Source organism: Streptomyces sp. R818 (assembly GCF_056172735.1).
The window spans coordinates 1,388,313-1,406,272 of record NZ_JAOCNE010000003.1 but is presented as its reverse complement, the minus strand read 5'-3'; the positions used below and the strand labels follow the sequence as shown (position 1 = coordinate 1,406,272).

13 protein-coding genes, 2 tRNA genes and 1 pseudogene are annotated in these 17,960 nt (G+C 72.9%); 12 read left to right on the top strand and 4 right to left on the bottom strand.

Annotation, left to right across the window (positions count from 1 at the left end; genetic code table 11):
• The first annotated feature begins 150 nt into the window (after window positions 1-150).
• The 3 genes from rsfS (at window position 151) to N5I75_RS11505 (ending at window position 1,439) form a co-directional block, all read left to right on the top strand.
• Window positions 151-609 carry a ribosome silencing factor gene (gene rsfS, locus N5I75_RS11515; protein WP_476676610.1) on the top strand — a complete coding sequence of 153 codons (459 nt, stop codon included), beginning with the start codon at window positions 151-153 and terminating at the stop codon, window positions 607-609.
• Window positions 606-1,256 carry a histidine phosphatase family protein gene (locus tag N5I75_RS11510; protein ID WP_476676609.1) on the top strand — a complete coding sequence of 217 codons (651 nt, stop codon included), beginning with the start codon at window positions 606-608 and terminating at the stop codon, window positions 1,254-1,256. Before rsfS ends, N5I75_RS11510 begins: the two co-directional genes overlap by 4 nt.
• A 110-nt stretch (window positions 1,257-1,366) precedes the next feature.
• A tRNA-Ala gene (locus N5I75_RS11505) sits at window positions 1,367-1,439 on the top strand.
• Window positions 1,440-1,476: 37 nt separating this feature from the next.
• Here the strand turns inward: N5I75_RS11505 and N5I75_RS11500 are convergent.
• The gene (locus N5I75_RS11500; RefSeq protein ID WP_476676608.1) at window positions 1,477-2,505 is read right to left on the bottom strand and encodes a helix-turn-helix transcriptional regulator; all 1,029 of its coding nucleotides are present in this window, start codon (window positions 2,503-2,505) and stop codon (window positions 1,477-1,479) included.
• A gap of 104 nt (window positions 2,506-2,609) precedes the next feature.
• Between N5I75_RS11500 and N5I75_RS11495 the strand changes: the two genes are divergently transcribed.
• The 3 genes from N5I75_RS11495 (at window position 2,610) to N5I75_RS11485 (ending at window position 4,645) form a co-directional block, all read left to right on the top strand.
• A complete protein-coding gene (locus N5I75_RS11495; protein ID WP_476676607.1) occupies window positions 2,610-4,082 on the top strand; it encodes an MFS transporter in 1,473 nt (490 codons plus the stop codon).
• 88 nt (window positions 4,083-4,170) lie between these two features.
• Window positions 4,171-4,401 carry a hypothetical protein gene (locus N5I75_RS11490; protein ID WP_476676606.1) on the top strand — a complete coding sequence of 77 codons (231 nt, stop codon included), beginning with the start codon at window positions 4,171-4,173 and terminating at the stop codon, window positions 4,399-4,401.
• A 10-nt stretch (window positions 4,402-4,411) separates the two neighbouring features.
• On the top strand, window positions 4,412-4,645 hold the full coding sequence (locus N5I75_RS11485; protein WP_394434192.1) for a hypothetical protein: 234 nt from the start codon (window positions 4,412-4,414) through the stop codon (window positions 4,643-4,645).
• On the opposite strand, the gene N5I75_RS11480 is transcribed toward N5I75_RS11485, so the two are convergent.
• Complete coding sequence (locus N5I75_RS11480; RefSeq protein ID WP_476676605.1) at window positions 4,614-5,831, bottom strand: glycosyltransferase 87 family protein; 1,218 nt, start codon at window positions 5,829-5,831, stop codon at window positions 4,614-4,616. The genes N5I75_RS11485 and N5I75_RS11480 overlap by 32 nt on opposite strands.
• A gap of 146 nt (window positions 5,832-5,977) precedes the next feature.
• Here N5I75_RS11480 and N5I75_RS11475 point away from each other — a divergent pair.
• Window positions 5,978-6,050, top strand: a tRNA-Ala gene (locus N5I75_RS11475).
• A gap of 93 nt (window positions 6,051-6,143) precedes the next feature.
• Here N5I75_RS11475 and N5I75_RS11470 read toward each other — a convergent pair.
• Together N5I75_RS11470 and N5I75_RS11465 are read right to left on the bottom strand one after the other, a co-directional pair.
• Complete coding sequence (locus tag N5I75_RS11470; protein ID WP_476676604.1) at window positions 6,144-7,715, bottom strand: NADH-ubiquinone oxidoreductase-F iron-sulfur binding region domain-containing protein; 1,572 nt, start codon at window positions 7,713-7,715, stop codon at window positions 6,144-6,146.
• The gene (locus N5I75_RS11465) at window positions 7,712-8,980 is read right to left on the bottom strand and encodes a ferric reductase-like transmembrane domain-containing protein (protein ID WP_476676603.1); all 1,269 of its coding nucleotides are present in this window, start codon (window positions 8,978-8,980) and stop codon (window positions 7,712-7,714) included. Before N5I75_RS11465 ends, N5I75_RS11470 begins: the two co-directional genes overlap by 4 nt.
• 477 nt (window positions 8,981-9,457) lie before the next feature.
• Between N5I75_RS11465 and leuS the strand changes: the two genes are divergently transcribed.
• The 5 genes and pseudogenes from leuS to N5I75_RS11440 all read left to right on the top strand — a co-directional run bounded on the left by leuS (window position 9,458) and on the right by N5I75_RS11440 (window position 17,815).
• The gene (leuS, locus tag N5I75_RS11460) at window positions 9,458-12,370 is read left to right on the top strand and encodes a leucine--tRNA ligase (protein WP_476676602.1); all 2,913 of its coding nucleotides are present in this window, start codon (window positions 9,458-9,460) and stop codon (window positions 12,368-12,370) included.
• Between the two features lie 144 nt (window positions 12,371-12,514).
• Window positions 12,515-13,249 carry a hypothetical protein gene (locus N5I75_RS11455; protein WP_476676601.1) on the top strand — a complete coding sequence of 245 codons (735 nt, stop codon included), beginning with the start codon at window positions 12,515-12,517 and terminating at the stop codon, window positions 13,247-13,249.
• A gap of 71 nt (window positions 13,250-13,320) precedes the next feature.
• On the top strand, window positions 13,321-14,169 hold the full coding sequence (locus N5I75_RS11450; protein WP_476676600.1) for a DegV family protein: 849 nt from the start codon (window positions 13,321-13,323) through the stop codon (window positions 14,167-14,169).
• 132 nt (window positions 14,170-14,301) lie between these two features.
• Window positions 14,302-15,305: pseudogene (locus N5I75_RS11445) on the top strand (ComEA family DNA-binding protein).
• The gene (locus N5I75_RS11440; RefSeq protein ID WP_476676599.1) at window positions 15,302-17,815 is read left to right on the top strand and encodes a ComEC/Rec2 family competence protein; all 2,514 of its coding nucleotides are present in this window, start codon (window positions 15,302-15,304) and stop codon (window positions 17,813-17,815) included. The pseudogene N5I75_RS11445 and the gene N5I75_RS11440 overlap by 4 nt, the downstream one beginning before the upstream one ends.
• Window positions 17,816-17,960: the final 145 nt, after the last annotated feature.

The following is a 17,960-nucleotide window of genomic DNA, read 5'->3' as shown; positions in this document are numbered from 1 at the left end:
ATGCCTTCCGGCGGCCCTGGAATCCGTGGACATCGCTGCGGACCGGGGCCGCCGGGAAAGCCGTAAGGCCATCCGGCGGTCCGTGAGACCCTTGAGGTACCCCCGGCCGTGACATCTCCGGGGCTCTGACCGCCGACCGAAAGCCTTGTAGTGACCGCCACTGACCGTTCCCTCGAGCTCATCACCGTCGCCGCGCAGGCGGCCGCCGACAAGCTCGCGCACGACATCATCGCCTACGACGTCAGCGATGTGCTGTCCATCACGGACGCCTTCCTGCTCGCCTCCGCGCCCAACGACCGCCAGGTCAAGTCGATCGTCGACGAGATCGAGGAGCAGCTGAACAAGCAGCTCGGCACCAAGCCGGTCCGCCGCGAGGGCGACCGCGACGCCCGCTGGATCCTGCTCGACTACGTCGACATCGTCGTCCACGTCCAGCACAGCGAGGAGCGCGTCTTCTACGCCCTGGAGCGGCTGTGGAAGGACTGCCCCGAGCTGGAGCTGCCCGCCGACGCCAAGGCCACCCGCGGCAAGGCCGCCGAGCACTCCCAGCGCGAGCAGGCCGCGGCAGAGGCGGAGGAGATCCGCGACCTCGGCGGTGAGGTGCTTTGACCAGCGGCTCCACCCGGGGCCGCCGCGTCATCCTGTGGCGGCACGGCCAGACGTCCTGGAACCTGGAGCGCCGCTTCCAGGGCTCCACGGACATCGAGCTGACCGAGACCGGCGTCGCCCAGGCCCGCCGCGCGGCCCGGCTGCTCGCCTCGCTGAAGCCGGACGCCATCGTCGCCTCCGACCTGAAGCGGGCCGCGTCCACCGCCGCCGAGCTGGCCGCCCTGACCGGCCTCGACGTCGCGTACGACGAGAACCTGCGCGAGACGTACGCGGGTGAGTGGCAGGGCCTCACGCACGACGAGATCATCGCCCGGTACGGCGAGCAGTACGCGGCGTGGAAGCGCGGCGAGCCGGTGCGCCGCGGCGGCGGCGAACTGGAGACCGAGGTCGCCGACCGGGCCGCGCCCGTCGTGCTGCGGCACGCGGACAAGCTCTCCGAGGACGGCCTGCTCGTCGTGGTCAGCCACGGCGGCACCATCCGCACCACCATCGGCCGCCTCCTGGGTCTGGAGTCCCACCACTGGGAGGGGCTCGGGGGTCTGTCGAACTGCTGCTGGTCCGTCCTCGGCGAGGGCGCCCGCGGCTGGCGGCTGCTCGAGCACAACGCGGGCACGCTGCCCGAGCCCGTCCTCGGCGACGACGACTGAGCCGGTCCCCGCGGGGAGCGGGGGCCGGATTTCACTTTCCGGCAGGTCGCAGGCTAAAGTTCTTCTTGTTCGGGCCGCCGGGAAAACAACCGGGGGAGAGAACGCAGCAAGGGGCTATAGCTCAGTTGGTAGAGCGCCTGCATGGCATGCAGGAGGTCAGGAGTTCAATTCTCCTTAGCTCCACAGGAAGTGTCCGAGAGATGCCGAAGATCCCGTCCCGTCAGGGGCGGGATCTTTCGTTGTTGGGCCTTTCGTTGCCGCCGGACCCTTCGTTGCCGCCGGACCTTTCGTCGTCCGCGCGCAGTGCGCCGAGCAGCTCGCGCGTCTCCTCGTCCACCGGCGTGTACACCACGATCCGGCACTCCGGCAGGTTGTCGATCGACAGGGACGTCGAGGTCATGCGCAGCTCCCCGTCGAGCGCCTGGTGCTGGAACGTCTTGACGTACTTGCCCGGCGGCGCGACGTCCCCGCCCCGCCACAGCTTGTCGAAGCAGTCGCTGGCCCCGGACAGGGCGCGGATGAACTCCTCCCAGGCCGGCTCGCCCACATGCCGCCCGTACGCCGAGCGCAGGATGCCCACCATGACGGGCAGCTCGTCCTCCCGGAAGAGCAGCGGGCACAGCTCGTCCGGCGTCACGAACAGCGTCCACATGGCATTGGCCACCCGCCCCGTCCCGGCGTCCCGCAGATCCGTGCGGACCCGGAAGAGCAGGCGGTACGCGAGGTTCGTGGCCAGCAGGTCGTACCGCGCGTTGTAGACCACCGCCGGGAGCGGGTCCATGGCGTCGAGAACGCCCTGCACATCCGCCGCGACCGCCTGCGCGACGGCCTCCGGCGCCGCGTCGTACGCCACCCCCGCCAGCTGGTACAGGTGCTCCCGCTCCGGCCGCCCGAGGCGCAGCGTGCGCGCCACCGCGTCCAGGACCTGCGGCGAGGCGTTGATGGGGCGGCCCTGCTCCAGCCACGTGTACCAGGTGACGCCGACACCGGAGAGCTGCGCGACCTCCTCGCGGCGCAGCCCGGGGGTGCGCCTGCGCGGGCCCGGCGCCATGCCGACGTCCTGCGGGGTCACTCTGGCGCGGCGGCTGCGCAGGAAAGCGGCCAGCTCGGGCCTGCGGCGGTCGGCCGTGCGCCCCGCGGTGTCCCTCGCGGGGTGCTCCGCCCTCGCCTCCGTCGTGTCCCTCGCCGAGTGCTCCGCCCTCGTCTGCGCAGTGCGGTCCGTCGCGGTCATCGTCCTCACATCCCCCATCGTGCGCGCCGGCCACGCGCCCCGGAAGGCGCGTACCGGGTGCTGCCGGTACCAGCATCAGCGGGCTCTCACGACCCGGGCCCGGCCGCCGCCAGGCTCGCACCATGACGACCACCACTCCGGAGAGCCCGCGCTCCCCAACCCACCGATCCAGTAAAGCCGCCGCCACTGACAACGGCACGACGGGCCGCCCCGGCAGGCTGCTCGCGGTGGTGCTCACCGCCCAGTTCATGGCCGTGCTCGACGTGTTCATCGTGAACGTCGCCGCTCCCACCCTCCGCACCGAACTGCACGCGTCGGGGGCCGCGTTGCAGCTGGTCATCGCCGGTTACACCATCACGTACGCGGTGCTCCTGATCACCGGCGCGCGCCTCGGCGACCTGTTCGGGCACCGCCGGGCCGTGCTCGGCGGACTCGCGCTGTTCACCGCCGCCTCGCTCGCCTGCGGACTGGCGCAGAGCAGCGGCCAGTTGATCGCGTTCCGGATGGCGCAGGGTGCGGGTTCGGCGCTGATGATCCCGCAGGTGCTCAGCCTCGTCCAGCGCCACTCGACCGGCGAGGCCCGCACCCGCGCGCTCGGCGCCTACGCGGCGGTCCTCGCCGTCGGCGCGGCGGCCGGGCAGGTGCTCGGCGGCGTCCTGGTCAGCGCCGATCTCCTCGGCACGGGCTGGCGCGCGGTGTTCCTGGTGAACGTTCCCGTCGGCCTGGCGCTGCTCGTCCTCGGCCACCGCGAGCTGCCCCGCGACGGTGTGCGCAGGGCGGAACGGGCGCGCCCGCTCGACCTGCCGGGGCTCGTCCTCCTCGGCGGCGCCGTCTGCCTGCTCACCGTGCCGCTCGTGCTCGGCCAGGAGGCGCACTGGCCGCTGTGGTCCTGGCTGTGCCTGGCCGGCTCCGTCGTCGTCTTCGCGCTGTTCTGCGCCTACGAGGCAGCGCTCGCCCGGCGCGGCGGCGCACCGCTGATCGCGCCGCGGGTGCTGCGCCTGCCCGGGATCGGCCTGGCCGTCCTCCGGATCCTCATGGCGATGGCCGTGAACGCCGGTTTCCTGTTCGCGCTGACGCTGCACCTCCAGAGCGGCCTCGGGTACAGCGCGCTGCGCGGCGGCCTGACGTTCGCGCCCGCCGCCGTCGTGTTCGGAGCGGTCGGGCTGACCTGGCGGCGCTGGCCGGCGCGGTGGCAACAAGCGCTGACCCCGGCCGGGTTCGTCCTCGCGGCGGCAGGGGCGCTCGGCACCGGGTTCGCTCTGCGCGGCGGCGGAGACGGCGGACTCTGGCTCTACGCGTCCTTCATGACGCTCGGCGCCGGGCTCTCCCTCGGGTTCAGCCCGACGCTCACCCGGGCGCTCGCCACAGTGCGGCCCGAGGACGCGGCCGACGCCAGCGGACTGCTCGCCACAGTGACGCAACTCGGCCAACTTCTGGGGGTGGCCGCTTTTGGCGCACTTTTCCTCCATCGCGTGGAAACGGCCGGAGCCTCAGGGGCGTATACCTCTGCGGACGCGCTCCTGATGTGCACCTATGCGCTGGCGGGAGCGGCCGCCCTGGGCGCCGTATCCGGACTGGTACGCAGGCGTCGCTGACCGTATTGCTCCGGCCGTGGCAGAATCGGACGGCCGGAAGGGGGCTGAGTCCGACCGGTGGGAACGGCCCGAGGGGAGGAACCGCACGATGCCCTTGAGCATCATCGAGGAGACCGACCGTCTCCTCGGTGTCCCCGTGTCACCTGCGAAGTCCTCGTCGACCCTGCGGTTCCCGCCCCGATCCTCCGGTGATGTGCCCCCTGTCATGGATGTTCCCCTCGACTGTCCGTCCTGCGGCTCCCTCCATGTCGCCCAGATGCTGGGCGACAACGGCGGGATCTCGTACGTGTGCACGGCCTGCGGCCACAGCTGGAGCTGAGCGGATAGACATGGGTGCACACAGGCGGAAGTGCGATTGGTGCGGCAGCGGCACGCCCATCGTGCGCGACATGGAGCCGACGAACCCGAACTACCAGTACTGGTGCGAGGAGTGCGCGCGGGCGCTGATCATAAAAGGCGACCCGATCGAGACGTACCGGGAGCTGGAGGGCGAACCGATCTACGGCCGCCTCCTCGACGAGCACTGCACGCTCAAGCGGTTCTACTCGTTCGCCCGCGCCTGACCCCGTACGCCGTGCAGGCCGCGTACGCCGCGTACGCCAAGAACGCGCAGCCCGCCCCCACGTAAAGCGCCGACAGTAATAACTGCGCGCCGTTCTGCCGCAGTTCGAGGCGCCCGCTGCCGTGCGGCACCCACCACAGGGCGTACGAGCAGAACAGCGCGGCGAGCAGCGCGGTGGCGCGCCGGTGGCCCGACTCCCACACCAGGACGGCCAGCGGCACGCACCACACCCAGTGATGCGACCAGGAGACCGGGCTGACCAGGAGCGCCGTCGTCGCGCACGCCACGACCGCCTCGGCCCGCCGTCCGCGCAGCGCCGCCGCGACGGCGACCGCCAGGCCCAGCAGGGCCGTCACGGCGGCGGCGAGCGCCCACCACGGGCCGGGGTCGCCGGTGTGCAGGAGGCGGGCCAGGACGCCGCGCAGCGACTGGTTCGCGGTGTCCTCGGCGTGCCCGACCCGGCCCGCGTCGAAGACCATCCGGGTCCAGAAGCGCCAGGAGTCCGACGGCAGCGCGACGGCGGCGAGCGCCGTGGCGCCGAGGAACGCGCACGACGCCACGCACGCGTGCCGCAGCCACGACCGCCAGGCACCCCGCCCGGTGACGGCCAGGGCGACACCCGTGGCCAGCAGGAAGACGACGAACAGGGCCGGCGTCAGCTTGATCGCGGCGGCCACCCCGATGCCCACCCCGGCCCAGCGGTTCCCCGGGCGCCGCGTCAGGTCCCACAGGATCAGCACGGCCAGCATGAGATTGACCTGCCCGTAGCGCAGTGTCGTCCACACCGGTTCGCACCACACGGCGCCCGCCGCCACCCACAGGCCGTGCTCCACGCGCGCGGAGCGCCCCACGAGCCGCAGCGACAGCCGTGCGAACGTGACAAGGAGCGCGAGGTTCGCGACGGTCGCGGCGGCGCGCATGGCGGCGACGTCGAGGAGCGTCAGCGGCGCGAAGAGCAGAGCGGCGAACGGCGGGTAGGTGGTGGGCAGCCGGGCGTGCGTCGTGCGCAGCGCGTACAGGTCGCCACCGGTCCGTACGGTCGCGCCCTCCGCCCGGTAGACCATCAGGTCGATCATCGAGACGTGGGCGGCGCGCTGGGCCAGCCAGAAGCCCCCGAAGGAGAGCAGGCAGACGGCCAGGGCCACGGGCACACGGCGAGGGGCGCGGGACAGGACGAGCGCGGTCACGTCAGGCGACCCTAGTGGCAGCAACCGGCTGCTTTCCGCCCAGAGCGGGTCAGAAAGGAAACGATTTGGTGATGCACCTGGGTGACCGTGTAATGTTGGCGTCGCCGCCGGGGAAACCGACAGGGGAACCGGGCGGAACACCGCAAGGGGCTATAGCTCAGTTGGTAGAGCGCCTGCATGGCATGCAGGAGGTCAGGAGTTCAATTCTCCTTAGCTCCACAAGAGTTCGAAGCGCAAGAGCGCGAAGCAGTGCGAAAGCGGGCCATCCGATCGGATGGCCCGCTTTCGTATGCCCAGGTCACCCGTGTGCGGTCACCTGCGGGCCCGGCTGCGGCCCGGCGGCAGCGCGTGCGGGAGCGCGGGCCGGGGCGGCGCCGACGCGTCCTCCTCCAGGCGCAGGGCGAGCGCGGGACACCGGCGCACGGCGCGCACCGCGTTCGCCTCCGAGTAGCGCGGGACCGCCACGTCCGCCACCGCCGGAAAACCGTCGGGGCCGAGCGGGATCAGCTCAGGGACGATGTCCGCGCACAGCCCGTGCCCCTTGCACAGCGTCCAGTCGACGGCGAGCCGCCTGCCGCTGGGCGCCGCCCCGGCCGGGGCCTCCGTGTGCAGAGGCAGCACCCCGCGCACCGGACGGCCGCACCCGGTGCCGAGCACGTGCGCCGCGAGGTCGTCGGTGAACGCGGAGATGGTCGACTCGATGAACGCCGCCGACCCGTCGGGGTGCTTGCAGGCCCCGCGGCGCTTCACCGCGCGCGTGACCTCGCGCAGCGCCTCCAGGGCGGTGGGGCCGCCGCCGTTCAGGACGTCCTCCAGGCCGCGCGCGGCGGCCGGCAGCCCCAGGTAGCACGGACCGCACTGGCCCGCGCTCTCGGAGGCCAGCCACTGCGCCACCTTCAGCGCCTCGCCCAGCGGGCAGGTGTCCGGGCCGATCGGGAGGATCGCGCCCGCGCCCAGGGCGCCGCCGCTCGCCTCCAGGGAGGCGCGGGAGACGATGGCGTCCTGCGCGCCGACCCCGTCCAGCCACTTGCCGTGGTAGCCGCCCGTGAGGACGCCCTGGGGGAGCGGCGGAGCACCGGCGAGCTGGAGGACGTAGCGCAGGGGGACGCCGGAGGGCACCTCCAGGACCATCGGCCGCGCGACGGCGCCGGAGAGCGTCAGCAGGACCGTGCCGGGCTCGTCGTGCAGGCCGGTGCGGCAGTAGCGCTCCGGGCCCGTCCGGGCGGCGACGGCGAGCTGGGCGAACGTCTCCGCGTTCGAAAGCAGCGTGGGGGCGCCGCCCACCCCGGTGTCGGAGGCGCGCACCTTGCGGCCCGGCGGCATCGGCGGCCCGCCGTCCGCGGAGCGGATCAGCGCGGAGGACTCACCCGTCACCATGCGGACGGGGTTGCGCTGCACGCGCGCGCGTAGCGGCGCGTTCCGCCGGTTCGTCAGCCCGCGCTCAGCGAGGGCCGCCTGCATGGAGGCCTCCGTGGAGTCGCGGGTCACGCCCACGACGAGCGTCCGCGCGCCGAGCGCCTCGGCGACCAGGAGCGCGCCGTCCAGGATCAGGTGCGGGGCCCGGTTGAGCAGCACCGTGTCCTTGCGGCAGGCGGGCTCGTCCTCGCTGCCGTTGACGACGACGACCGGACGCACGCCGCGCCGGATCGCGGACTCGGCGACCGCGCGCAGCTTCTTGTGGAACGGGAAGCCCGCACCGCCTCTGCCGCGCAGCGACACCGCCTGCGCCAGCTGCGCGAGCGCTTCGCCCGCCATGGGCTTCAGCGGGCCGTGCACCTTGAGGTGCATGTCCAGGTCGAGCCGGTCCACGAGATCGAACCCCGACGTGAGCTGCGGAAGTCCGACGACGCGGACCTCGGGCACATCGGGCAGCGCCGTGTTCACTGCGGGCCTCCGTAGGGCGTGGTCCAGGGCTCACCCGACGCGGGGGCCTGAAAGGGGCCGGGGAGCGGTTCGGTGGGGGGTTCGTAGGCGTCGCCGGTCGCGTAGGAGCCGCCGCCGCCGTAGGTGTCGCCGCTGTACGTGCCGCTGTAAGTGCCGCTGTGCGTGACGTCGCCCTCGTAGGCGGGGACGCCGTCGTACGGCGTCTCGTACAGGGGGTCGTACGAGGACTGCGGGGCGGGAGCCGGCGGTGGCGGCGAAGGCGCGGGCCAGCGGTGTGCGGGAGAGGGCGCGGGTACAGGTGCTGGAGCGGGCGCGGGCGCGGCTGCGGGTGGCGGCGCGGTGGGCGTCTCGACGCGGGGGCTCGCGGAGACGGCACGGTAGGCGGCCGAGAAGCCGACGCCGGCGGACGCGGGTGCTGCCGAGGAAGGCGGGGGAGGCGGGGGTACGGAGCGGGGCGGAGGCTCGGGGTACGTGTTACGTATGACCTCATCGGGCCGGCGCGGGTCGGGGTACGTGTTACGTATGACCTCGTCAGGCCTCCGTGGGTCGGAGTACGTGTTACGTACGACCTCGTCAGGCACGCGCGGGTCGAGTGGCGTGTTACGTAACACCCCGCTGGTCGCACCGGGCGCCCGCGAGCCCGGGTCCAGGAAGGCGAGGATGCGGGCCGCGACCTTGCGTTTGACCGTCCGGGGTGCCGCCCGCAGGGCCACCGCCCCGGCGACCCCGAGCAGGCAGAGCCCGTACAGGACGACCACGTACGTCTTGGGCGGGCGACCCGCGAAGAGGCCGTGCAGCAGGGCCAGGCACCACGCCGGGTAGGCGAGCATGTGGGTCGCGCGCCAGCGGGCGGCGAGGGCGGCGGGGGAGGCCATGGAGCTGCGCAGCGCGCCGGTGACGCCGGTGGTCACCATGAGGAGGCCGGCGAGCACGCCGAGGCCGATGAGCCCGCTGCTGCCGGTGACGCCCGCCCCGAAGGGGATCAGCGCCTCGACGAGCGTGACGTGGGCCAGTGCCAGCTTCACGCTGACGTGCAGCAGCAGGAAGCCGAGGGAGGCGACCGCGGTGGCGCGGTGGACGCCCTGGGCGAGCAGCCGTTGCCTGGTCGTCAGGAACAGGCGGTCGGAGGCGACCAGGCCCCAGACGACGGACGCCGTGAGGGAGACCAGGGAGAGCACGCCCGTGGTGAAGTCGAGCGCCGCGCGGAAGGCGTCGCTCCCCGTGACCACGAGCACGGGTATGAGCAGGAGGACCGCCGCGCTCACCACCCCCGTTCTCGCGCGGCGGTCGTGAGCGGAGCGACGCGAACTCCCGACGAGGCGGGGGGAGTTCAACTTGTGAGGGGTTCGAGGAGACATGGGGGCGACTCCGAAACGATCGGCACAGTGGACCCACAGCCCGCACTCTAGGTCGGCGCATACCGGCCAGTACGAGGTTTGAGTTATCTCGCCGTTATCTTGAGGCGGCCCGGCATGGGTGTTGCCCCGATAGCGGGCGGTACGCGGAGTAACCATTGGCCATGGCTGGGGCGCATGGAAGCCCGTCGCGGCTCGCGCGGGGGCTGCTGTACCCTGACGCCATGCGTGCCGTACGCCTTCTGCTTAGTGAGCCGCGCTGATCAGTCCCGACCCGCCCCCTGGGCGTGAGGTCGGCATCGGCGCGGCGTCCCCTCCTGTGCGAGGGGCTTTTTCATTTCCGAGCACGGGCCGCAGGCAGAGACGATCGATGGAGCTTTGAGGATCATGAGCGAGACGAACACCGCCGCCGCTTCCGAGGCGGCGGTCGCGCCGCACCGCTACACGGCGGCCATGGCTGCCGACATCGAGGCACGCTGGCAGGACTTCTGGGACGCGCACGGCACGTACGAGGCGCCCAACCCGACCGGGGACCTGGCCGACGGCTCCGAGCTGGCCACCCGCCCCAAGAAGTTCATCATGGACATGTTCCCGTACCCCTCGGGCGCGGGCCTGCACGTCGGACACCCGCTGGGCTACATCGCCACGGACGTCTACGCCCGCTTCCAGCGCATGACCGGGCACAACGTGCTGCACACCCTGGGCTTCGACGCGTTCGGCCTGCCCGCCGAGCAGTACGCCGTGCAGACGGGCACCCACCCGCGCACGTCGACCGAGGCCAACATGGAGAACATGAAGGCCCAGCTGCGCCGCCTGGGTCTGGGCCACGACAAGCGCCGGTCGTTCGCCACGATCGACCCGGAGTACTACAAGTGGACGCAGTGGATCTTCCTGCAGATCTTCAACTCCTGGTACGACGACGAGCTGAAGAAGGCCCGTCCCATCGCCGAGCTGGTCGCGCAGTTCGAGTCCGGTGAGCGCGCCGTCGACGGCGGCCGCGCCTGGGCCGAGCTGAGCGAGGCCGAGCGCGCCGACGTCCTGAGCGGCTACCGCCTGGCGTATGCCTCCGACGCGCCCGTCAACTGGGCGCCGGGCCTGGGCACCGTCCTGGCCAACGAGGAGGTCACCGCCGACGGCCGCTCCGAGCGCGGCAACTTCCCCGTCTTCAAGGCCAAGCTGCGCCAGTGGAACATGCGCATCACCGCCTACGCCGACCGCCTGATCGACGACCTGGACGGCCTGGACTGGCCCGAGGCGATCAAGCTGCAGCAGCGCAACTGGATCGGCCGCTCCGAGGGCGCCCGCATCGACTTCGCGGTCCCGACGGGCGCCGGTGACGGCACCGAGGCGATCACCGTCTTCTCGACCCGCCAGGACACCCTGTTCGGCGCCACCTACATGGTCCTGGCGCCCGAGCACGACCTGGTCGAGCGGATCGTCCCGGCCGCCTGGCCCGAGGGCACGCACGAGGTGTGGACGGGCGGGCACGCGAGCCCGGCCGAGGCCGTCGCCGCCTACCGCAAGCAGGCCGCCTCGAAGTCGGACGTCGAGCGCCAGGCCGAGGCCAAGGATAAGACCGGCGTCTTCACCGGCGCGTACGCGATCAACCCGGTCAGCGGCGAGCACGTCCCGGTCTTCATCGCCGACTACGTCCTGATGGGCTACGGCACCGGCGCGATCATGGCCGTACCGGCGCACGACGCGCGCGACTTCGCGTTCGCGCGCGCTTTCGAGCTGCCTATGCGCTGTGTCGTCGAGCCGTCGGACGACCGCGGCACCGACCCGTCGACGTGGGACGACGCGTTCGTCGCCCACGAGGCGAAGCTGGTCAACTCGACGGGCGACGACATCAGCCTGGACGGCCTGGGCGTCGCCGACGCCAAGGCGCGGATGACCGAGTGGCTGGAGCGCGAGGGCATCGGCCACGGCACCGTCAACTTCCGGCTGCGCGACTGGCTGTTCAGCCGTCAGCGCTACTGGGGCGAGCCCTTCCCGATCGTCTACGACGAGGACGGCGTCGCCCACCCGCTGCCCGAGTCGATGCTGCCCCTGGAGCTGCCCGAGGTCGAGGACTACAGCCCTCGTACGTTCGACCCGGACGACGCCGACACGCAGCCCGAGACGCCGCTGTCGCGCAACGAGGAGTGGGTGCACGTCACCCTGGACCTGGGCGACGGCAAGGGCCCGCGCAAGTTCCGCCGCGAGACCAACACCATGCCCAACTGGGCAGGATCCTGCTGGTACGAGCTGCGCTACCTGGACCCGCACAACAGCGAGAAGCTGGTCGACCCCGAGGTCGAGCAGTACTGGATGGGCCCGCGCGAGGGGATGCCCACCGGCGGCGTCGACCTGTACGTGGGCGGTGCCGAGCACGCCGTGCTGCACCTGCTGTACGCGCGTTTCTGGTCGAAGGTGCTGTTCGACCTGGGCCACATCTCGTCGGCCGAACCGTTCCACAAGCTGTTCAACCAGGGCATGATCCAGGCCTACGTCTACCGGGACGCGCGCGGGATCGCCGTACCGGCCGCCGAGGTGGAGGAGCGCGACGGCGCCTACTACTACGACGGCCAGAAGGTCACGCGCCTGCTGGGCAAGATGGGCAAGTCCCTGAAGAACGCCGTCACGCCCGACGAGATCTGCGCCGAGTACGGCGCGGACACGCTGCGCCTGTACGAGATGGCGATGGGCCCCCTGGACGTGTCGCGGCCGTGGGACACGCGCGCGGTGGTGGGCCAGTTCCGCCTGCTGCAGCGGCTGTGGCGCAATGTCGTCGACGAGGCGACCGGCGAGGTCACCGTCGCGGACGTCGCCGAGGCCGACATCGACGTGGCCACGCTGCGCGCCCTGCACAAGGCGATCGACGGCGTCCGGGGCGACCTGGAGGGCATGCGCTTCAACACCGCCATCGCCAAGGTCACCGAGCTGAACAACCACCTGGTGAAGACCTACGCGGGCAGTGCCCTGCCGCGCTCGGTCGCCGAGCGCCTGGTGCTGCTGGTCGCGCCGCTGGCCCCGCACGTCGCCGAGGAGCTGTGGCGCAGGCTGGGCCGCACCGACTCGGTCGTCCACCAGGACTTCCCGGTCGCCGACCCGGCGTACGTCGTCGACGAGTCCGTGACCTGCGTCGTGCAGATCAAGGGCAAGGTCAAGGCGCGCCTGGAGGTCTCCCCGTCGATCTCCGACGAGGAGCTGGAGAAGGTCGCCCTGGCCGACGAGAAGGTCGTCGCCGCGCTGGACGGCGCGGGTATCCGCAAGGTGATCGTGCGGGCGCCGAAGCTGGTGAACATCGTGCCCGCGTAAGCCGCGGGGCTGTTCCGCTCAGGGTTGTTCCCTACGGGCAGGTTGGGGGTTCCGCTGGAACCCTCGGCCTGCCCGCTCCGTTTACGGTGGAGAAGAGTCGGTCGGAGCCGGTTGGAATCACTCGGGCTATTTCGGAGGAGCGCCGTGGAAGCTGTGCTGGTGATCGTGGCGCTGATCTTCATCGCCGCCCTGGTCCTGGGCGCGTACGCGACCGTCAAGGCGGTCGGCGCCGCCAAACGCGGCGTGGACCGCAAGGTCGAACAGGCACGGCGGGTGGTGGAGGACACCACCCTGCGGGCCCGGACGTTCGCACCGCCCGGCGCGGCGGCGGACCTGGCCCAGCTGCGGCTGAAGCTGCGCACGTCCATGCGGGCCACCCAGGACTCGCTCCACGCGCGCGTGCGGGAGGACGCCTCGCTCAAGGAGTCCCTCGGCCTCTTCGCCCGCCTGAGCGCGCACGGACACGAGCTGGACGACGAGCTCAAGCGCCTTGAGCGCGAGCCCGACAAGGCGCACGTCCGGCGCCTGCTGCCCGAGCTGAAGGCGCGGACGGAGCAGATCACGGCGTCCGCCGACGCACTGCGGCACGCGGCACGGGAGCGGGCCGGCCGTTTCGCCGAGGACGACCTGGGCGCACTGCGCGCGCAGATCGACGTGGAGGCGGGGGCGTTGCGGCACTGGACCTCGGCGGAGGACACCCCGTCGTCGTCTGCTTCACCGGCGTCGGCTCCACCGGCTTCACCGGCGTCGGCTCCATCGTCGTCTGCTTCCGAGCCCGCTCCACCGGTTCAGGAGCCCGTGCGGCCCTCGATCACGCCGCCAGGTGTGCGACCCACTTATCCGTGGCAGAAGAATCCCCGTCCCGAGAGCACGACTTGACCTCGCCGGTCTGAGGCGGGCGGCGGGGGCCGGACTGCCGCGGGGCGGCCCCGGCGGGTAACCTCCGGTGCATGTCCCGCCATGTCACGATCGTCACCGATTCAACGGCCTACCTGCCGCAGCGGACGATGGAGGACCACGGCATCACCGCGGTGCCGCTGACCGTGGTCCTGGGCGATCGGGCGCTCGAGGAGGGCACGGAGATCTCCGCCCGCTCAGTCGCGGAGGCGCTGCGCAAGCGCCGCTCGGTGACGACGTCGAGGCCCAGCCCCGAGCAGTTCGCAGAGGCGTACCGCAAGGCCGCCGAGTCCGGCGCCACCGGCATCGTCTCGCTGCATCTGTCCGCCGAGTTCTCCGGGACGTACGACGCGGCGGTCCTGGCCGCGAAGGAGGCGCCGGTCCCCGTGCGCGTCGTGGACACCGGGATGGTGGCCATGGCCCTCGGCTTCTGCGCGCTCGCGGCGGCGGAGACGGCCGACGCGGGCGGCACCGTCGACGAGGCGGTGACCGCGGCGGAGAAGCGGGCCGCGGGCACCGCCGCCTACTTCTACGTCGACACGCTGGACTATCTGCGCCGCGGCGGGCGGATCGGGGCGGCGCAGGCGCTGCTCGGCTCCGCGTTCGCCGTCAAGCCGCTGCTCCAGCTCGACGGTGGCCGCATCGAACTCATGGAGAAGGTCCGCACCGCGTCGAAGGCGATCGCGCGGCTGCGGGAGGTCGTCGCCGAGCGGGCGGGCAGCGGGCAGGTCGACATCGCCGTGCATCACCTCGCGGCGCCGGAGCGGGCGGAGGCGCTGTCCGGCTGGCTGCGCGAGCATGTGCCCGGCCTCGGTGAGCTGCATGTCAGCGAGGTGGGGGCGGTGATCGGGGCGCATACCGGGCCCGGGTTGGTGGGGGCTGTGGTGTCGCCCCGGGGGTAGGGCGGGCCCCGGATGTGAGGGGTGTGGGTGAGTGGTGGGTGAGGGTGATGGGGTTTTCCACAATTGCGGGGTTGTCCCCGGAAATTGACCAAGATCCACTGATCTGGCGCGGGATGCCTACCGTCTCGTGGCATGGCACTTCGAGCACTGTCACGGACAGCACACGTATCCAGCGGGCCGGGCCGCGGCCCCGCGTCCGACGGCCGGACCCGGCACCAGCACGGCGTGCGGCGGCGCACTCGTCGCAGGCGGCTCGCGGCGGAGCGGACGCGGTCGCGGGCGGAGGCGTTGTTCGCGCCGCCCCGGCTGTATGAGCCGCGGCCCGCGCCCGAGCCGGAACCTCCGCCCGCGCTTCCGCCGCCGTCCGCCTCGGAGGTCGGGGCCGATGGCGAGCGGGCTCGGTCCTGGCGGGAGCGGATGGCCCCAGCTGTGCGGGACCGGCTGCCGCTGTGGGTGCAGACGCGGTGCGGGATCGAGCGGCGGGGCGCGCTGGCCCTGGCCGTCGTCCTCGGCGTGGTGGCGCTCTTCGCGGTGCAGCACTTCTGGGCGGGGCGTACGCAGTCGGTACGGGCACCGGAGACGGTCCGCGCGGCGGTGCCGTCCCCGGTCGGTGAGGAGCCCGCTGATGTTCCGGCGGGGCCTGGCCCGGCGGCGTCGAGCGGGGCCGCCGCGATCGTCGTGGACGTCGGCGGCAAGGTGCGCAGGCCGGGGGTACGGCGGTTGCCGGCCGGGCCCGGGTGGCGGACGCGCTGCGGGCGGCGGGCGGGGTCCGCCCGGGCGCGGACACTTCGGGGCTGAACAGGGCGCGGCTCCTGACGGACGGGGAGCAGGTCCTCGTGGGCGCACCGGCGGCCCCGGTCGCGGGTGTGCCGAGCGGGCCGGCGGGTGCGGGTGCAGGTGCGGGTGCAGCGGCTGCGGGAGGCGTGGCGGGGGCGGCGCCCGCGGGACCGATCGGGCTCAACACCGCCACGCTGGAGCAGCTGGACACGCTGCCGGGCGTCGGCCCCGTTCTGGCCCAGCACATCCTCGACTACCGCACGGAGCACGGGGGTTTCCGCTCCGTCGAGGAACTGCGCGAGGTGAACGGGATCGGCGACCGCCGCTTCGAGGATCTGCACGACCTGGTCCGGCCGTGACCCCGGCACCGGACCCGCAGCAGGCCGAACCCCTGGACCTGCGGTTGGTGCCGCCCGCGCTGACGGTGTGGCTGACAGCGGCGGTGACACTGACCGTTCCGGGCGACTGGGTCGCGGCGCTGGCGGTGACGTGCGGGGCCGCGGGGATGGCGCTGCTGGTGCTGCTGCGCCGTGGGGCAGGTCATGCGGGGTCCCGCTCTTGGCGGAGGCCGTCCGCGGCGGTGCTGCTGCTCTGCGTCGGCGCGGCCGCGGTCTCCGCGGGGCTGCATGGGGCCGAACTGCGACGCGGGCCCGTGCCGGAGCTGGCCGACCGCTATGCGCGGGTGGACGCCGAGCTGGAGGTGACCGCCGACCCGCGGGTGAGCCGGCCCCGGGTCACGGGGGACCATGCGGCACCGACCGCGGTGCTGATCGAGGCGGATCTCGTACGGGTGGCTGCGGCCGGTGCGGACGTGGCCGGTGAGGCGATGACCGGCGAGACCGTGGTGCGGACCCGGGCGCCTGTTCTGGTCGTCGTCGAGGGGCGCGGCAGCGCGTGGCTGTCCCTGTTGCCCAGTACGCGGTTCCGGGTCGAGGGCGCGCTCGCGCCGCCGTTCAAGGGCGGGGACCGCATCGCGGCGGTGCTGCGGGTCCGGCAGCGGGCGGGGCCGGGGGCGCCGCGGATCGTGGCAGGGGCGAGCGGTCCGCAGCGGCTGGCCGCGACCTTGCGCGCAGGGTTGCGCGAGGCGACGGCCGGGCTGCCCGAGGACGCGCGGGCGTTGCTGCCCGGCCTTGTAGTCGGCGACACGGCGCGCGTCACGCCGGAGTTGCACGCCGCGTTCGAGGCGACGGACATGCTGCACCTGCTTGCTGTCAGTGGAGCCAACTTCACGATCTTGCTCGCCTTGCTGATCGGGCCGCCTGGCACTGCTCACCTCGTGGAGCGGCGGGGCCTCGCGCCGCGGGTCGGTCTGTCGCTGCGGGTGACGGCACTGCTGGGCGGGGCGCTCACGCTCGGGTTCGTGGTGGTGTGCCGGCCGGAGCCGAGCGTGCTGCGGGCGGCGGCGTGCGGGGCGATCGCGTTGCTCGCCATCGCGACGGGGCGCCGTAGATCGCTGATCCCCGCGCTGGCCACGGCGGTGCTGCTGCTGGTCCTCTACGACCCGTGGCTGGCGCGGAGTTACGGGTTCCTGCTGTCGGTGCTCGCCACCGGGGCGCTCCTGACACTGGCGCCGAGGTGGGGCGCGGGGCTGCGGCGTCGCGGGGTTCCGGCGCGGCTCGCCGAGGCGCTGGGCGCGGCCGCGGCGGCGCAGGCGGTGTGCGCGCCGGTCGTCGCCGTCCTGGCGGCGCGGGTGAGTCTGGTGGCGGTGCCGTGCAACCTGCTGGCGGAGTTCGCCGTGGCACCGGCGACGGTGCTCGGCTTCGCCGCCCTGGCGACGGCGCCGGTGGCGATGCCGGTCGCCGAGCTCCTCGCCTGGTGCGCCGGCTGGCCCGCGGGGTGGATCGCGGGCATCGCGCGGACGGGGGCCTCGCTGCCGGGCAACGGGGTGGACTGGCCTGGCGGATGGCGCGGTGGGCTGCTGCTCGCAGTTGTCACGCTCGTGGCCGTCCTTGTGGGGCGCAGGGTGTTGAAGTCGCCCTGGTTGGTGGCGGGTTGCGTGCTGATGCTGCTCCTGGTCGTGGTGCAGCCGCCCCCGCTGACCCGGGTCATCACGGGGTGGCCCCCGCCCGACTGGCGCATGGTCATGTGTGATGTGGGGCAGGGTGACGCGCTGGTGCTCGCGGCGGGCGCCGGGGCGGGCGTGGTGGTGGACGCGGGGCCCGATCCGGTAGCGGTGGACCGGTGCCTGCGGTCGCTCGGCGTCACCAAGGTGCCGCTGCTGTTGTTCACGCACTTCCACGCGGACCATGTGGCGGGCCTGTCCGGGGTGTTGCGGGGACGGTCCGTCGGGGTGATCGAGACGACGGGGTTCCAGGAGCCGGTGGACCAGGTGGCGTTCGTGCGGCGGCTCGCCGCGCGGCGCGGGGTGCCGGTGGTGCGGGCGGCGGCGGGGGAGCGGCGGCGGGCCGGGCCGCTGGGCTGGGAGGTGCTGTGGCCGCCGTCGCGGCCGGTCCCCGCGCCGGACGGGCCGAACGACGCGAGCGTCACGCTGCTCGTGCGCACCGCGGGGCTGACCCTGTTGCTGCTCGGCGACCTCGAACCGCCCGCGCAGCGCGCCCTGCTCAGAACCGCCGAGGGGGCGAGGCTGCCGCCGGTCGACGTGCTCAAGGTCGCCCATCATGGCTCGGCGTTCCAAGATCCGGAGTTGTTGCGCAGGGCCGCTCCCCGGCTCGCGCTCGTCTCGGTCGGGGCCGACAACCCGTACGGGCATCCGGCACCGCGCACGATGGAGGCGCTGCGGCAGGGCGGTGCGGAGGTGCTCCGCACGGACCGGGACGGGGCGGTTGCGGTGGTGGGCGGCGCCCGGGCAGCCGGTGGTTCGGGCGGGCCCGGGCTGGGGGTGGCCCATATGAAGCGCAGACCAGTATGAAGTGCTGACCTGCATGAGGTGCTGACCGCATGAAGCGCCGGCCGCATGAAGCGCCGGCCGCATGAAGCGCCGACCCAGAAGAAAGGCCCATGTTGCCTGAAAAGGCGCATCGGTGATCGAATATCCTTTCGTTCAAACAGCAACG

Bases quoted from the DNA above. Each gene is read 5' to 3' on its own strand.
- N5I75_RS11500 (WP_476676608.1), bottom strand. From the start codon at position 2,505: ATGGGGGATGTGAGGACGATGACCGCGACGGACCGCACTGCGCAGACG.
- N5I75_RS11495 (WP_476676607.1), top strand. From the start codon at position 2,610: ATGACGACCACCACTCCGGAGAGCCCGCGCTCCCCAACCCACCGATCC.
- N5I75_RS11490 (WP_476676606.1), top strand. From the start codon at position 4,171: ATGCCCTTGAGCATCATCGAGGAGACCGACCGTCTCCTCGGTGTCCCC.
- N5I75_RS11485 (WP_394434192.1), top strand. From the start codon at position 4,412: ATGGGTGCACACAGGCGGAAGTGCGATTGGTGCGGCAGCGGCACGCCC.
- leuS (WP_476676602.1), top strand. From the start codon at position 9,458: ATGAGCGAGACGAACACCGCCGCCGCTTCCGAGGCGGCGGTCGCGCCG.
- N5I75_RS11450 (WP_476676600.1), top strand. From the start codon at position 13,321: ATGTCCCGCCATGTCACGATCGTCACCGATTCAACGGCCTACCTGCCG.